Annotated in this window: 14 protein-coding genes, 1 tRNA gene and 1 pseudogene; 11 read left to right on the plus strand and 5 right to left on the minus strand. The window is 66.1% G+C overall.

Annotated elements, in window-relative coordinates; all coding sequences use genetic code 11:
- Positions 1–118: 118 nt before the first annotated feature.
- From J3P31_RS17270 to J3P31_RS17290, 5 genes are all read right to left on the minus strand, one after another.
- Complete coding sequence (locus J3P31_RS17270) at positions 119–1,093, minus strand: hypothetical protein (RefSeq protein WP_210529752.1); 975 nt, start codon at positions 1,091–1,093, stop codon at positions 119–121.
- A 173-nt stretch (positions 1,094–1,266) separates the two neighbouring features.
- Entirely contained in the window at positions 1,267–1,875 is a 609-nt protein-coding gene (locus J3P31_RS17275) for a YitT family protein (RefSeq protein WP_210529753.1), read from the minus strand.
- A 25-nt stretch (positions 1,876–1,900) separates the two neighbouring features.
- Positions 1,901–3,115, minus strand: a complete 1,215-nt coding sequence (locus J3P31_RS17280) for an NADP-dependent isocitrate dehydrogenase (RefSeq protein WP_210529754.1) — start codon at positions 3,113–3,115, stop codon at positions 1,901–1,903.
- A gap of 91 nt (positions 3,116–3,206) precedes the next feature.
- Positions 3,207–3,827, minus strand: a complete 621-nt coding sequence (locus J3P31_RS17285; protein WP_210529755.1) for an HD domain-containing protein — start codon at positions 3,825–3,827, stop codon at positions 3,207–3,209.
- The gene (locus tag J3P31_RS17290; protein ID WP_210529756.1) at positions 3,827–4,480 is read right to left on the minus strand and encodes an alpha/beta hydrolase; all 654 of its coding nucleotides are present in this window, start codon (positions 4,478–4,480) and stop codon (positions 3,827–3,829) included. The genes J3P31_RS17285 and J3P31_RS17290 overlap by 1 nt, the downstream gene beginning before the upstream one ends.
- 162 nt (positions 4,481–4,642) lie before the next feature.
- Between J3P31_RS17290 and iscR the strand changes: the two genes are divergently transcribed.
- The 11 genes and pseudogenes from iscR to J3P31_RS17345 all read left to right on the plus strand — a co-directional run.
- Entirely contained in the window at positions 4,643–5,101 is a 459-nt protein-coding gene (iscR, locus tag J3P31_RS17295; RefSeq protein WP_210529757.1) for a Fe-S cluster assembly transcriptional regulator IscR, read from the plus strand.
- Entirely contained in the window at positions 5,098–6,144 is a 1,047-nt protein-coding gene (locus J3P31_RS17300; RefSeq protein WP_210529758.1) for a cysteine desulfurase family protein, read from the plus strand. The genes iscR and J3P31_RS17300 overlap by 4 nt, the downstream gene beginning before the upstream one ends.
- Before the next feature lie 62 nt (positions 6,145–6,206).
- Positions 6,207–7,748 (plus strand): Fe-S cluster assembly protein SufB, encoded by a 1,542-nt coding sequence (gene sufB / locus J3P31_RS17305; RefSeq protein ID WP_210529772.1) that lies wholly within the window; start codon positions 6,207–6,209, stop codon positions 7,746–7,748.
- Between the two features lie 29 nt (positions 7,749–7,777).
- Complete coding sequence (locus tag J3P31_RS17310; RefSeq protein ID WP_210529773.1) at positions 7,778–8,089, plus strand: heavy metal-binding domain-containing protein; 312 nt, start codon at positions 7,778–7,780, stop codon at positions 8,087–8,089.
- 102 nt (positions 8,090–8,191) lie between these two features.
- The gene (gene sufC / locus J3P31_RS17315; protein ID WP_210529759.1) at positions 8,192–8,947 is read left to right on the plus strand and encodes a Fe-S cluster assembly ATPase SufC; all 756 of its coding nucleotides are present in this window, start codon (positions 8,192–8,194) and stop codon (positions 8,945–8,947) included.
- Positions 8,947–10,230, plus strand: a complete 1,284-nt coding sequence (sufD, locus tag J3P31_RS17320; RefSeq protein ID WP_438270308.1) for a Fe-S cluster assembly protein SufD — start codon at positions 8,947–8,949, stop codon at positions 10,228–10,230. The genes sufC and sufD overlap by 1 nt, the downstream gene beginning before the upstream one ends.
- 29 nt (positions 10,231–10,259) lie before the next feature.
- Positions 10,260–10,733 carry a YIP1 family protein gene (locus J3P31_RS17325; protein ID WP_368373102.1) on the plus strand — a complete coding sequence of 158 codons (474 nt, stop codon included), beginning with the start codon at positions 10,260–10,262 and terminating at the stop codon, positions 10,731–10,733.
- Entirely contained in the window at positions 10,720–11,310 is a 591-nt protein-coding gene (locus J3P31_RS17330) for a YIP1 family protein (protein ID WP_210529762.1), read from the plus strand. The genes J3P31_RS17325 and J3P31_RS17330 overlap by 14 nt, the downstream gene beginning before the upstream one ends.
- A complete protein-coding gene (locus tag J3P31_RS17335) occupies positions 11,303–12,520 on the plus strand; it encodes a cysteine desulfurase (RefSeq protein WP_210529763.1) in 1,218 nt (405 codons plus the stop codon). The genes J3P31_RS17330 and J3P31_RS17335 overlap by 8 nt, the downstream gene beginning before the upstream one ends.
- A gap of 48 nt (positions 12,521–12,568) precedes the next feature.
- Positions 12,569–12,645, plus strand: a tRNA-Arg gene (locus tag J3P31_RS17340).
- Positions 12,646–12,977: 332 nt separating this feature from the next.
- Positions 12,978–13,449: pseudogene (locus J3P31_RS17345) on the plus strand (IS5 family transposase); the annotation flags it as partial.
- Positions 13,450–13,540 lie beyond the last annotated feature (91 nt).

The following is a 13,540-nucleotide window of genomic DNA, read 5'->3' on the forward strand; positions in this document are numbered from 1 at the left end:
TCTTTCGGGGAACGGGGCGGCGATACAATGCAGTTGCAGAAAAGGCTAGGGGGCGGCCCGGGCCGGCCACCCCCTTTCCCGTGCGTCATATAGGCACGTCCTGCTAGCTACGGAAGAGCTAGTAGCTCCGGAATAGGTAGAGCATGCGTCCTTCGTCGCGATGCTGTCCGCCCAGCCCCGCGCCATACATCGCGGCCCCCAGGGCGATGGCCAGGCCCGCCGTCACGAGGAAGCCGGTCAACACCGTCGCCCGGCGTGCCGCGTCGGCGGCGTCGCGGGCGGCCTGCTGGGCCTGATCGATCCGCTGCTGCGCCTCGTCGCGCAACTGGGTTACCTGCTGGACGGCCTCATCGATCCGGGCGTTGGCCTGATCCGGGGTGAGGTTCGTGTTGCGGGCAACCTCCTCGGCCAGGATCTGGCGATTCGCGTCCGTGAGTTCGCCCGTCCGCGCGACGTCGAAGATGACATCCCGCGCCACCGGAGAGACGGTCGCGTCGGGGTCGACCTGCGCCCCGGTGCCGCGCAGCAGCCGGTTGTTGACCGCCTCGATGGGATTGAAGGCGGACAGGTTCAGCCCGCCGTCGCCCGTCGCCGCGTCGGTCGCGGCCTGGGCCGCGCCGCCAGCCGCCGATCCAAGACCCTGGACCGCCGATCCGACCGCCTGCGCAGCCCCTTGGGCGATGTTCCCGGCGGCCGTGGTGGCGGTGCTCAGGGCGCCGGCCGCGATCCAGGCGCCGATCAGGACGCCAAGTCCCCAGACGACCATCCCATGGATCGAATCGCGCGCGCTGACCTCGTCAGGCGTGGCGCCATCGTAACGCCGCCGCATGCGGCCAGCGATGTAGCCGCCCGTGCCATAGGACACGAGAATGGTGATGAGAGCCCATAGGCCCGTCAGGATCAACGAAAGGGTGGCGTTCCCTTCGCCCGGCTGGGGCGAGATCGCGGAAAGGCCCAGTGCCGCGCCGAAGCCCGCGAAGACGACTCCGATCGCGGTGGCGACGACGGCCCCGGCGATGATGGCGTGCCAGTCCACGTAGTGTGCTGGCGATCCGCCCGATCCAGGCGTGATGATTGTGGTCCGCTCGGCCATTGTCAGCGCAGCCCCAGCAGCGAGAGGATGGCAAGAACGACGACCACGAGGCCGATGAGGTAGATGATCCCGTGCATGTGTGGCCTTTCCTTTCAGGGCGCGCGGCAGGGACCGCTCGCGCGCATGTGATGCGCCAACGGCAAGGCTTCGCCTTAGTTCCCCGAGGATGCGCCTCAGTAGGCCACGTAACGGTCGCGCCGATGGTTTATGGCGATGACGAGGTTCAGGACCGCGGCTCCCAGGGCACTTAGCAGCACGGTGGGCAGGTCCAGCACGAGCAGGGCGAGCGCGAACAGCACCGCGTCGAACCCGAGTTGCGTCCAGCCCGCCCGGAACCCTGTCCGGTCCTGGATGAGCACGGCGACGATGCCAACCCCGCCCAGCGACGCCCCGTGGCGGAACAGAGCGAGCAGCCCCGCGCCCGAGCACAGGCCGAACAGCACGGCCCCGAACACCGGGTTCAGGTGGGCAAAGCTCATCCATCCCGGAACAAGCCAGGTCAGCGCCGACAACGCCGCAACCGAGATGAAGGTCTTGATGGTAAAAGCCGGCCCCATCCGTCGCCATCCAAGCCAGTAGAACGGCAGGTTGAGGACGAAGAACACCGCTCCGAAGGGCAGGCCCGTCAGGTAGGACAGCAGAACGGCAAGCCCGGCCGTCTGGCCGGTGATGAGGCCGAGTTGAGTGAGGATGGCGACCCCCACCGCTGCCATGATGACGCCGAAGGCCAAGCCCTGGGCGTCATCGACGGCGGTGTGGGCGGGAGCGGACGGGGACGTCACCGCGCGGGCGGCGTCCCTCGCTGGATCAGCCCGCGAGGGCCTTGTTGAGGTACTCATCGACCTTCTCGAGATAGCCCATCGTGGTCAGCCACTTCTGGTCCGGCCCCACGAGAAGTGCGAGGTCCTTGGTCATCCAGCCATCCTCGACGGTCTGGACGGTGACCCGCTCCAGAGTCTCGGCAAAGCGCATCAGATCGGCGTTGCCGTCGAGCTTGGCGCGGTGCTTGAGGCCGCCCGTCCAGGCGTAGATCGAGGCCACCGAGTTGGTCGAGGTCTGCTCGCCCCGCTGGTGCTGGCGGTAGTGCCGGGTGACGGTGCCGTGCGCCGCCTCGGCCTCGACGATCTGGCCATCGGGCGTCAGCAGCACCGAGGTCATCAGGCCCAGCGATCCGAAGCCCTGGGCCACGGTGTCGGACTGCACGTCGCCGTCGTAGTTCTTGCAGGCCCAGACATAGCCGCCCGACCACTTCAGCGACGAGGCCACCATGTCGTCGATCAGCCGGTGCTCGTAATGGATGCCCTTGGACTTGAACTGGTCGGCGAACTCGGCGTCGAACACCTCCTGGAACAGGTCCTTGAAGCGGCCGTCATAGGCCTTGAGGATCGTGTTCTTGGTGGACAGGTAGACCGGCCAGCCGAGGTTGAGGCCGTAGTTGAACGACGCCCGCGCAAAGTCGCGGATCGATTCATCGAGGTTGTACATCCCCATCGCCACGCCGGAGGCCGGGGCGTCGAACACCTCCTTCTCGATTGTGGTGCCATCCTCGCCCACGAACTTCATGGTCAGCTTGCCCTTGCCGGGGAAGCGGAAGTCCGTCGCGCGGTACTGGTCGCCAAAGGCATGGCGGCCCACGACGATGGGCTTGGTCCAGCCCGGGACGAGGCGCGGCACGTTGCGGCAAATGATCGGCTGGCGGAAGATGACGCCGCCCAGGATGTTGCGGATGGTCCCGTTCGGGGACTTCCACATCTGCTTGAGCCCGAATTCCTCGACCCGCTGCTCGTCCGGGGTGATGGTCGCGCATTTCACGCCCACGCCATACTGCTTGATGGCGTTGGCGGCATCGACCGTGATCTGGTCGTTGGTCCGGTCGCGCTCCTCGATACCGAGGTCGTAGTACTTGAGGTCGACGTCCAGGTAGGGAAGGATCAGCTTCTGCTTGATGAAGTCCCAGATGATCCGGGTCATCTCATCGCCATCAAGCTCGACGACGGGGTTCTCGACTTTGATCTTGGTCATCGGGGGGCCTTTCACGTCCGCAGCTTCGGTTGGGCGACCTCATAACGCGGCTGTCGCCGGAAGGATAGGGTATGCCGTGGTATACGGGCCGTCAGGCCGCGCCGAAATAGGTCCGCGTCCGATCCCTGACCCAGGCCCACAGGCGCGGCGCCCCCCGGGCGACCTTGACGCCCACGCGGGATTCGAGCTGCTCGGACGTGACCCCGTAGGTGATCCAGGTCCCGCCGCCCGAGGCGAGGTTCTGCATCACCGGCTGCACCCGGTCGAGCGACTTCGCGAAGACCGCATCCGGCGTTTCGGCCGCCTCGAACTCCTCCCAGAGGAGCCGGAAGTCGTGGCCCAGGTCCGGCGGCAGGAGGCCGAAGATCCGTTCGGCCGCCCGACGCTCCGCCGCCAGGATCTCGGCCGAGCCGTGCGCCTGGCCATTTGCCGAATGGATGGGGACGTCGCCCACGTCGATCTCGACCAGGTCGTGGAGAAGCAGCATCCGGATCACCCGGTCGATGCGAACGCCCGGGCCCGCCTGGTCGGCCAGCACCATGGCGTAGAGGGCCAGGTGCCAGCTATGCTCGCCCGAGTTCTCCTGGCGCGAGCCGTCGCACAAGGTCGTGGCCCGCAGGACCGTCTTGAGCCGGTCGGCTTCCGCGAGGAAGGCCATCTGCCGGGCGAGGCGATCGCTAGCCACGTTCGGCTCGCCCGGTCCGGTCTCCATCAGCGGGTATTCTCCGTGAGACGCCGACGCACGTAGCCTTTCACGTTGTCGATCATCCGATCCATGTAGGGATCTTCGAAGAAGTGACCGGCACCTTCGACCACCTCATGGGTGATCGTGATGCCCTTCTGCTCGTGGAGCTTGTTGACGAGCCCCACGGTATCGGCGGGCGGCGCCACGCGGTCGGCCGAGCCGTTGATGATCAGGCCCGACGAGGGGCAGGGCGCCAGGAAGCTGAAATCATACATGTTCGCCGGCGGCGAGACCGAGACGAAGCCCGTGATCTCGGGCCGCCGCATGAGCAGCTGCATCCCGATCCAGGCGCCGAAGCTGAACCCGGCCACCCAGCAATGCTTGGCGTTGGTGTTCATCGCCTGGAGGTAGTCGAGCGCCGCCGCGGCGTCGGAGAGCTCTCCGATGCCTTGATCGTACTCGCCTTGGCTGCGGCCCACGCCCCGGAAGTTGAAGCGGAGGACCGTGAACCCGATCTGGTGGAACGCGTAGTGGAGGTTGTAGACCACGCGGTTGTTCATCGTGCCCCCGAACTGCGGATGGGGGTGCAGGATGATGGCGATCGGGGCGTCCCGGTCCTTCTGCGGGTGGTAGCGGCCTTCGAGCCGGCCTTCGGGGCCGGGGAAGATGACTTCGGGCATGCACGTCCCTTGCGGTACAGGCCGGGAGGCTTTCTTGACAGAAACCCTCAGAGACCTTAGAACAATTCTAAACCAGCCCTCCGGACGGAAGACTGGTGCTCGGCAGCAGTTAAAGACGCCCGTTCGGCGCGTCAACGGAATTGGCGTTTTTGGGGGCAGGGGATGAAGCTCTCCACGAAGGGGCGTTATGCGATGGTGGCCTTGGCGGATATCGCCATGCAGCCGGACGGCACGCTCGTGAACCTGGGCGAGATCGCAAAGCGCCAGGACATCTCGCTCCCGTATCTCGAGCAGCTGTTCGTCAAGCTGCGCCGCGAGGGCCTGGTCGAATCGGTGCGGGGACCGGGCGGCGGCTACCGCCTGGGCCGACCCGCCTCGGACATCCGCGTGGCCGAGATCCTGGGTGCCGTGGACGAGACGGTGAGCGCCCTGCACAAGGGCGCAGCCGCCCGGAAGGGCACCTCGGGGACGACCGCGCAGGCGCTGGCCGACCGGCTCTGGGAAGGGCTCTCGGCGCAGGTCTATGTCTTCCTCCACCAGACCCGCCTGTCCGACGTGGTTCGCAATCAGCTGGCGCCGTGCCCGGCGGTGCCCTCGCTCCTGGAGCTCGTGGACGATTGAGGCCCCGCGTCTACCTCGACCACAACGCCACGACGCCGCTTCGACCCGAAGCGCGCGAGGCGATGCTGGCGGCCATGGACGTGGTGGGGAACCCGTCCTCCGTCCATGCCGAGGGGCGCAAGGCCAAGGCCCTGATCGAGAGGTCGCGCGAACAGCTGGCCGAGGCGCTGGGGGCCGCGCAAAGCGATATCGTCTTCACCTCGGGCGCGACCGAAGCCGCAGCCCTCGCGCTAGCTGGCCGGACCCTGCATTGCGCCGGCATCGAGCACGAGGCCGTGCTGTCCTGGTGCGATGGCAGCCTGCCGGTCGATCACGATGGCGCGGTCACCGTGTCCGATCCGGCCCGGTCGGCGTTGCAACTCGCGAATTCGGAAACCGGCGTAGTGCAGGACCTTCCCCAGCATCTCGCCGTCAGTGACGTGACGCAGGCGGTCGGGCGGCTGCCCTACGCGCATGACTGGTCGGGCGTGCGGATGGTCATCCTGTCCGCGCACAAGTTCGGCGGCCCCAAGGGGGTCGGGGCCTTGATCGTCCCGCGCGACAGCAACCTCGAGGCGCGGTTGAAAGGCGGCGGGCAGGAGATGGGCCGCCGGGCCGGGACCGAGAACATCCTGGGCATCGTGGCCATGGCGGCGGCGGCTCGGGCGGCCCTGCGCGACCTGTCGGACGGGGTCTGGGAACGGGTTGCACAGTTTAGAAATATTCTAGAAACCGCGCTTGAGGCCGACTCGCCTGACACCATATTGGTGGGGCGCCGGTCGCGGCGCCTGCCCAACACCAGCCTGATCCTGACCCCGGGCTGGAAGGGCGAGACGCAGGTGATGGCGCTGGACCTCGCGGGGTTCGCCGTCTCGGCCGGCTCGGCCTGCTCCTCCGGCAAGGTCCGGGCGAGCCGGGTCCTGCGGGCCATGGGATATGATGAGGGGTTGGCCGGCTGCGCGTTGCGCGTGTCCCTCGGCCCCCAGACGACGGAGGACGATGTGCTGCGCTTTGCCGACGCCTTCACCGCCGCACGACGCAAGCAACGGAGCCGGGCCGCGTGACGGCCTCGGACGAGAGAGGAACACCGATGGCCGCTCTGGACAATCGTACCGAAGCCCCCGTCATGGAGGTCCGCGCCGAGGCCCTCGAGGCCCGGGAAAGCGCATTGGACGTGCGCGAAGGCGTGGACGAGGCGACCGTGGCCGCCGTCGCGTCGCTTGGCGCCTACAAGTACGGCTTCCAGACCGACATCGAGACCGAGTACGCGCCCAAGGGCGTGAACACCGACATCGTGCGCCTGATCTCGCAGAAGAACGGCGAGCCGGAGTGGATGACCGAATGGCGCCTCCAGGCCTTCGCCCGTTGGGAGCAGATCGAGGAGCCGCGCCACTGGCCGATGCTCGACCTGCCCGAGATCGACTTTCAGGACCAGTATTACTACGCGCGTCCCAAGAGCATGGCGGTCAAGCCCAAGTCGCTGGACGAGGTCGATCCCAAGCTGCTCGACACCTACAAGAAGCTCGGCATCCCGCTGAAGGAACAGGAAATCCTTGCGGGCGTGGAGCGCCCCGAGGGCGAGGAGCCGCGCAAGGTCGCCGTCGATGCCGTGTTCGACTCCGTGTCGGTCGGCACGACCTTCCAGGCCGAGCTGAAGAAGGCCGGCGTGATCTTCTGTTCGATCAGCGAGGCGATCCGCGAGCATCCCGAGCTGGTGCGCAAGTACCTGGGCTCCGTGGTGCCGCCGTCCGACAACTTCTACGCGACGCTGAACAGCGCCGTCTTCTCGGACGGGTCCTTCGTCTACATTCCGCCGGGGGTGCGCTGCCCCATGGAACTGTCGACCTACTTCCGCATCAACGCCGAGAACACCGGCCAGTTCGAGCGGACGCTGATCATCGCCGACAAGGGCTCCTACGTGAGCTACCTCGAAGGCTGCACCGCGCCCAAGCGCGACGTGGCCCAGCTTCACGCCGCGGTGGTCGAGATCATCATCGAGGAGGACGCGGAGGTGAAGTACTCCACCGTCCAGAACTGGTATCCCGGCGACTCCGAGGGCAAGGGCGGCGTGCTGAACTACGTCACCAAGCGGGCCGACTGCCGCGGCGACCGCGCCAAGGTGATGTGGACGCAGGTCGAGACCGGCTCGGCGATCACCTGGAAGTATCCGTCCTGCATCCTTCGGGGCGACGACTCGCAGGGTGAGTTCTACTCCATCGCCATCGCCAACAACCACCAGCAGGCCGATACGGGAACCAAGATGATCCATCTTGGCAAGAACACCCGCTCGCGCATTGTTTCTAAAGGGATTTCGGCTGGCCACGCCCAGAACACCTACCGTGGTCTGGTGTCGATGCACCCCAAGGCCACGAACTCCCGCAACTACACCCAGTGCGACTCCCTCCTGATCGGCGACAAGTGCGGGGCGCATACCGTCCCCTACATCGAGGTCCGGAATACCTCGTCACGGGTGGAGCACGAGGCGACCACATCCAAGGTGGACGAAGACCAACTCTTCTACTGCCGTTCGCGTGGCGTGGGCGAGGAAGAGGCCGTCGCGCTGGTCGTGAACGGGTTCTGCAAGGAGGTCCTCCAGGTCCTTCCCATGGAGTTCATGGTCGAGGCGCAGCAACTCGTGGCCATCTCGCTCGAAGGAAGCGTCGGCTGATGGTCTGGGGCAAGCCGCAGCCCTCGGGACTGGTCCTGACCACGACGCCCAGCGTCGAGGGGCGGCCCATCTCCGACTACCTGGGCATCGTCGTGGGCGAAGCGATCCTCGGCGCGAACGTGTTCCGGGACGTGTTCGCGCAGATCACCGATATCGTCGGGGGCCGCTCCGGCGCCTATGAGCGGAGCCTGTCCGAAGCGCGGGACACCGCGCTCCGCGAACTGGAGGAACGGGCCGCTGCCAAGGGAGCCAACGCCGTCGTAGGTGTCGACCTCGATTACGAGGTCATCAACAACATGCTGATGGTGTCGGCTTCGGGCACGGCGGTTCGCCTCGGTTAATCAGTCATTCACCCTTGCCGCGCGGTGGCCTAAGGAATTGGCAACCCGACCTAGGCAAGATCGGTCAAGAACAGCACAGGCCCCAGGGGTCAGGAGACGTAGATGCTGGATATCAGGAACTTGCACGTCGAACTTGAGGAGGACGCGAAGCCGATCCTCAAGGGACTCGACCTGTCCGTCGGCGCCGGTCAGGTTCACGCGATCATGGGTCCGAACGGCTCCGGCAAGTCCACGCTGTCCTACGTGCTCGCGGGCCGCGACGGCTACACCATGACGGAGGGCACCGCGCATCTGGGCGATATCGACCTCCTGGCCCTCGAGCCCGAGGAGCGCGCGGCAGCCGGGCTGTTCCTGGCGTTCCAGTACCCCGTCGAGATCCCGGGCGTGGGCAACATGACCTTTCTGCGGACAGCCCTGAACGCCCAGCGCAAGGCCCGCGGGCAGGAGGAGGTCTCCTCTGCCGACTTCCTCAAGCTGGTGCGCGCCAAGGCGTCATCCCTCAAGATCGACGCCGACATGCTCAAGCGCCCCGTGAACGTCGGGTTCTCGGGCGGTGAGAAGAAGCGCAACGAGATCCTCCAGATGGCCGTCCTCGAACCCCGGATGTGCATCCTGGACGAAACCGACTCGGGACTGGACGTGGACGCAATGCGGCTCGTGTCCGAAGGGGTGAACGCCCTTCGCGACGAGGGACGCGCTTTCCTCGTCATCACGCACTACCAGCGCCTGCTCGACCACATCACGCCGGACGTGGTCCATATCATGGCGAACGGACGGATCATCCGGACGGGCGGCCCCGAGCTGGCGCGCGAGGTCGAAACCAACGGCTACGCCGATATCCTGGCGGAGGCGCAATGATCGCGCGCCCCAATCCGCGCCTTCAGGCCACGACCAGCCGGCTTGAAGGGCTGACCCTTCCCGAAGGCGGTTCGTGGGCGCGTGCCGCACGATCCGCCGCCCTGGCGCGCGTCGAAGGCATGGGGCTGCCGGTGCGGCGCGACGAATACTGGCGCTTCACCGATCCGCAGGGACTCGTCACGCCCGAGCCGATGCCAGCGGCGCCGTTGCCCGAGGAAGAGGCTCCTGCCTTCGCCGAGGTCGAGGCGCTCCGCCTCGTCTTCGTGGATGGTCGTTTCGACCCACAAGCCTCCGATCCGCTTGACCTGGATGGCCTGGAGATCGAGCGGCTGGCCGACGTCGCCGACCGGGACATCCACTGGGCGCAGGGGTTGTACGGCGTCCTCGAGTCGGAGGGTCAGAACCCCGTGCTGCGGCCGCTGGCGGCCCTGAACAGCGCCTTCGCGACCGACGGGATCGTCATCCACGTCACCGGTGCGGTGAGCAGGCCGGTCCACCTCGTCTACAGGCACGAGGCCGCGGACTCCGATGCCATGCTGCATCACCTCGTCCGGGTCGATGCCGGAGCGAGCTTGACCCTTCTCGAGAGCGGCCCTGCCGCCGCCCGGTTCAACAGCGTGGTGGAGGTCGATCTGGCCGAAGGGGCGCGGCTGCATCACGTCCGGACCCAGGGTCGGGACCATGATCGTCGCACGGCCACCCATATCTTCGCGCGCCTGGCCGACGAAGCGGACTTCCGGTCCTTCACGCTGACCTTCAACGGGGTCCTAACCCGGAACGAGGCGGTGGTCTGGTTGAACGGCGACAGGGCGGTTGCCCATCTTGCCGGCGCCGCCGTGGGCGACGGTGACTTTCATCACGACGACACGGTCTTCGTGACCCACGCGGCCGAGTCCTGCGAAAGCCGGCAGGTCTTCAAGAAGGTGCTGCGGAACGGCGCCACCGGCGTGTTCCAGGGCAAGATCCTCGTGCGCGCCGGGGCGCAGAAGACCGACGGCTACCAGTTGAGCCAGGCCCTCCTGCTGGATGAGCGGAGCCAGTTCCTGGCCAAGCCCGAACTGGAGATCTACGCCGACGACGTCAAATGCTCTCACGGCTCCACGGCCGGGGCGATCGACGAAACGGCGCTGTTCTACCTTCGGTCGCGCGGCGTCCCTGAATCCGACGCCAAGGATCTTCTGACGCTGGCCTTCCTGCGGGAAGCCCTGCAGGAGATCCCGGACGCCCGGCTGGCCGAGGATTTGGCAGGCCGCCTTGAGGGCTGGCTGGCCCGGCGGCGCTGATGGGAGTTGCAGCCGACATAGGACGGACCTTGCGGACAGGTCCGCGCGCCGTCATCCGGGAGCATCTGGCCCGGGGCGAGAACGAGGCGCGGGCGCTTGCGTTCCTGATGATCGGCTGCATCCTGGTCTTCGTGAGCCAGTGGCCGCGCCTGGCGCGGACCGCTCAGCTGGAGGGAGATGAGTTTCCCAGGCTCGCGGCTTACGCGCTGCTCGGCTGGCTCATGATCTGGCCGCTGGTGTTCTATGCGCTGGCAGGCGTCGTCCACACGGTGTCCCGCCTGACCGGCGGGCAGGGCACGGCATTCGGTGCGCGACTGGCCTTGTTCTGGTCGTGGCTCGCGGCATCGCCGCTGGCGCTGCTGACGGGCATCCTGGCCGGCTTCACGGGGGCGTCCATCCTGACCAATCTCGCGGGCCTCCTTTGGATTCTGGTTTTCATCGGCCTCTGGTGGCGTTCTCAAGGGGAGGCGGCCCGGGGGCCGCAAGTCTATGGCGTCCAGTGATACCAATCTCCTGGTCCTGATCCGCGACAGCCTCGCTGCGCCCGGTGAGGTGGCCAGCCGCCTTCTGTCGCTGCGTCCGGGGCTCGCCGCCGTCGTTCAGGCGGCGGCGCTGGTCTCGATTCTCGACGCCCTGCTTCTGGGCGCGTTGACCGGGGGCGCTTTCGTAATCCCGCTTCCCGATGGGGACGTGATCCTCGACCCGTTCACCCATGCCGCCCTTCTCGGAGCCTCGTTGCTGATCTCGGCGGTGGCCCTGTTCGTGGGCGGGCGTGTCCTGGGGGGGCGCGGTCAGTTCGAACAGGCGCTTCTCGTCGTCGCCTGGCTGGAACTGCTGGCGATCGTCATCCAGGTTGCCCAGCTCCTGTTCTCCATCCTGCTGCCGCCGGTCGCGCCGATCCTGGCCTTGGCGGGCCTGTTCCTTCTGATCTGGTGCGTCGTGCAGTTCACAAGGGTGCTTCATGGCTTCGGCGGCTTCGGTCGCACGATCCTGGCGCTTCTGCTGGGGGCGATCGTGGTCGGCATTGCCCTGACGATCCTGATGAGCGTCGTGGGTTTCGGAGGCTCTTCTGATGTATGACGTGCAACGCGTCCGCGCGGATTTCCCGATCCTGACGCGGGAGATCCATGGCAAGCCGCTGGTCTACTTGGACAATGGGGCCTCGGCCCAAAAACCGAAGACCGTGATCGATGCGGTCACGAAGGGCTATGCCGAAGAGTACGCGAACGTCCACCGCGGCCTTCACACACTCTCCTCGCTCGCGACCGAGAAGTATGAGGCCGTTCGTGGCAAGGTCGCCCGGTTCCTGAACGCGCCCAGCGAGGAGGAGATCGTTTTCACCTCCGGAACGACCGAGGGGATCAATCTCGTGGCCTACGGATGGGCGATGCCGCGGATGGAGGCGGGGGACGAGATCGTCCTGTCCGTCCTCGAGCATCACGCCAACATCGTTCCCTGGCACTTCCTGAGGGAACGCCAGGGCGTCGTGCTGAAGTGGGTGGATTGTGACGCCAAGGGGGATCTCGATCCGCAGGCCGTGATCGATGCCATCGGCCCGCGCACCAAGCTTGTGGCGGTCACGCAGTTGTCGAACGTGACTGGCACGGTGGTCGATGTCGCGTCGATCGTCGAGGGCGCCCATGCCCGTGGCGTTCCCGTCCTTGTGGACGGCAGTCAGGGCGCGGTTCACATGCCGATCGACGTCCAGTCAATCGGTTGCGATTTCTATGCGGTCACCGGTCACAAGCTCTATGGTCCGTCAGGGTCGGGGGCCATCTTCATCCGCCGTGAGCGCATGCAGGAGATGCGTCCGTTCCTGGGGGGCGGAGACATGATCCGTGAGGTGTCCCGGGACGCCGTGAGCTATGCGGATCCGCCCATGAAGTTCGAAGCGGGCACTCCGGGGATCGTTCAGACGATCGGCTTCGGCGCGGCGCTCGACTACCTTGCCGATCTCGGGATGGCGAACATCGCCGCACATGAACGCGGCCTGCGCGACTACGCCCGCGACAGGCTGGGCAGCCTGAACTGGCTTCAGCTACAGGGCAACAGCGATGGGAAGGCCGCGATTTTCTCCTTCACCATGGAAGGCGCCCATGCCCATGACATCTCGACGGTTCTGGATCGCAGGGGGATCGCGGTACGGGCGGGCACCCATTGCGCCATGCCGCTCCTTCAGCACCTGGGCGTAGGCGCCACCTGCCGGGCGTCCTTCGGGCTTTACAACACCGAAGCCGAGGTGGACGCGCTCGTCTCGGGACTCGAACTTTGTCGAGATCTCTTCGGCTGAGGTTTTGCGGTTGCAGACCGTTCGCGCTTAGCCTATTCCGGCGCGCAGGCACCCGTAGCTCAGCTGGATAGAGTGCTGCCCTCCGAAGGCAGAGGTCACAGGTTCGAATCCTGTCGGGTGCGCCAGTCAAGCCAAATCTGTAAGTTAAATCATACATTAGATTGTGGTCTGGCAGTCGGTGGGTCAGCTTTTGGGCCAAATACTCTCGACACACTCAAAGGACTTGGGACGGAACGGGTTTCAGTGAGGAGGGTAGGGGCAGCACACCAGTCCGTTTGGCCGTGACGCACCCATGCCTGGTGATTATAAGTGAGTCCCCGAAAGCCCAACGGCCGCTCAGTGCACACAGCGCTGGGGTTTAACTCAGCCTACGGCGAACCGGCCTAGGCTCAGGACCTACAAACCGGATTGCACTGGCGCAGGGGCTCTGACTCTCTGCAGCGCCGGGAGGTGCTGCATGAGCGAACAATTCTGGCTATCTGAAGTGCAAATGGAGCGGCTACGACCCTTCTTTCCAAGGCCACGCGGGCGAGGACGGGTCGATGACCGTCAGGTGCTGAGTGGAATCATCTATGTACAGCGCAACGGGCTGATGTGGAAGGACGCGCCAGTTGTGTATGGAAGGCCCAAGACTCTCTATAACCGCTGGGTCCGCTGGAGTCGCATGACGTGTTTGCCCGCATCCTGCTGGAACTGGCAGCCGAGGATCAGGAGACCGAGGTCCTGATGATCGACGCAACCCACCTGAAGGCGCACCGGACGGCCTGCAGCTTGCGAGCCCCAAAAGGGGCTGCGGCGACAAGCGGGGGCGCCTGATCGGGCGCACAAAGGGTGGCTTGAACTCCAAACTACACGTCGTTGCCGACGCTCGCGGTCGGCCGATCCGCATGTTCCTTTCAGCGGGCCAGACCAGCGACTACATTGGTGCGCGGTTTTGATTTCCACTGAGAGCTGACCCGGGTTTTTCGTCGAGGAGTGACCCGCCTGAGGGTTATGTTCTGCGGGTTACGCGTGCGTCAA

The organism is Rubellimicrobium arenae (genome assembly GCF_017916275.1).
GTDB classification, from domain to species: domain Bacteria; phylum Pseudomonadota; class Alphaproteobacteria; order Rhodobacterales; family Rhodobacteraceae; genus Rubellimicrobium; species Rubellimicrobium arenae.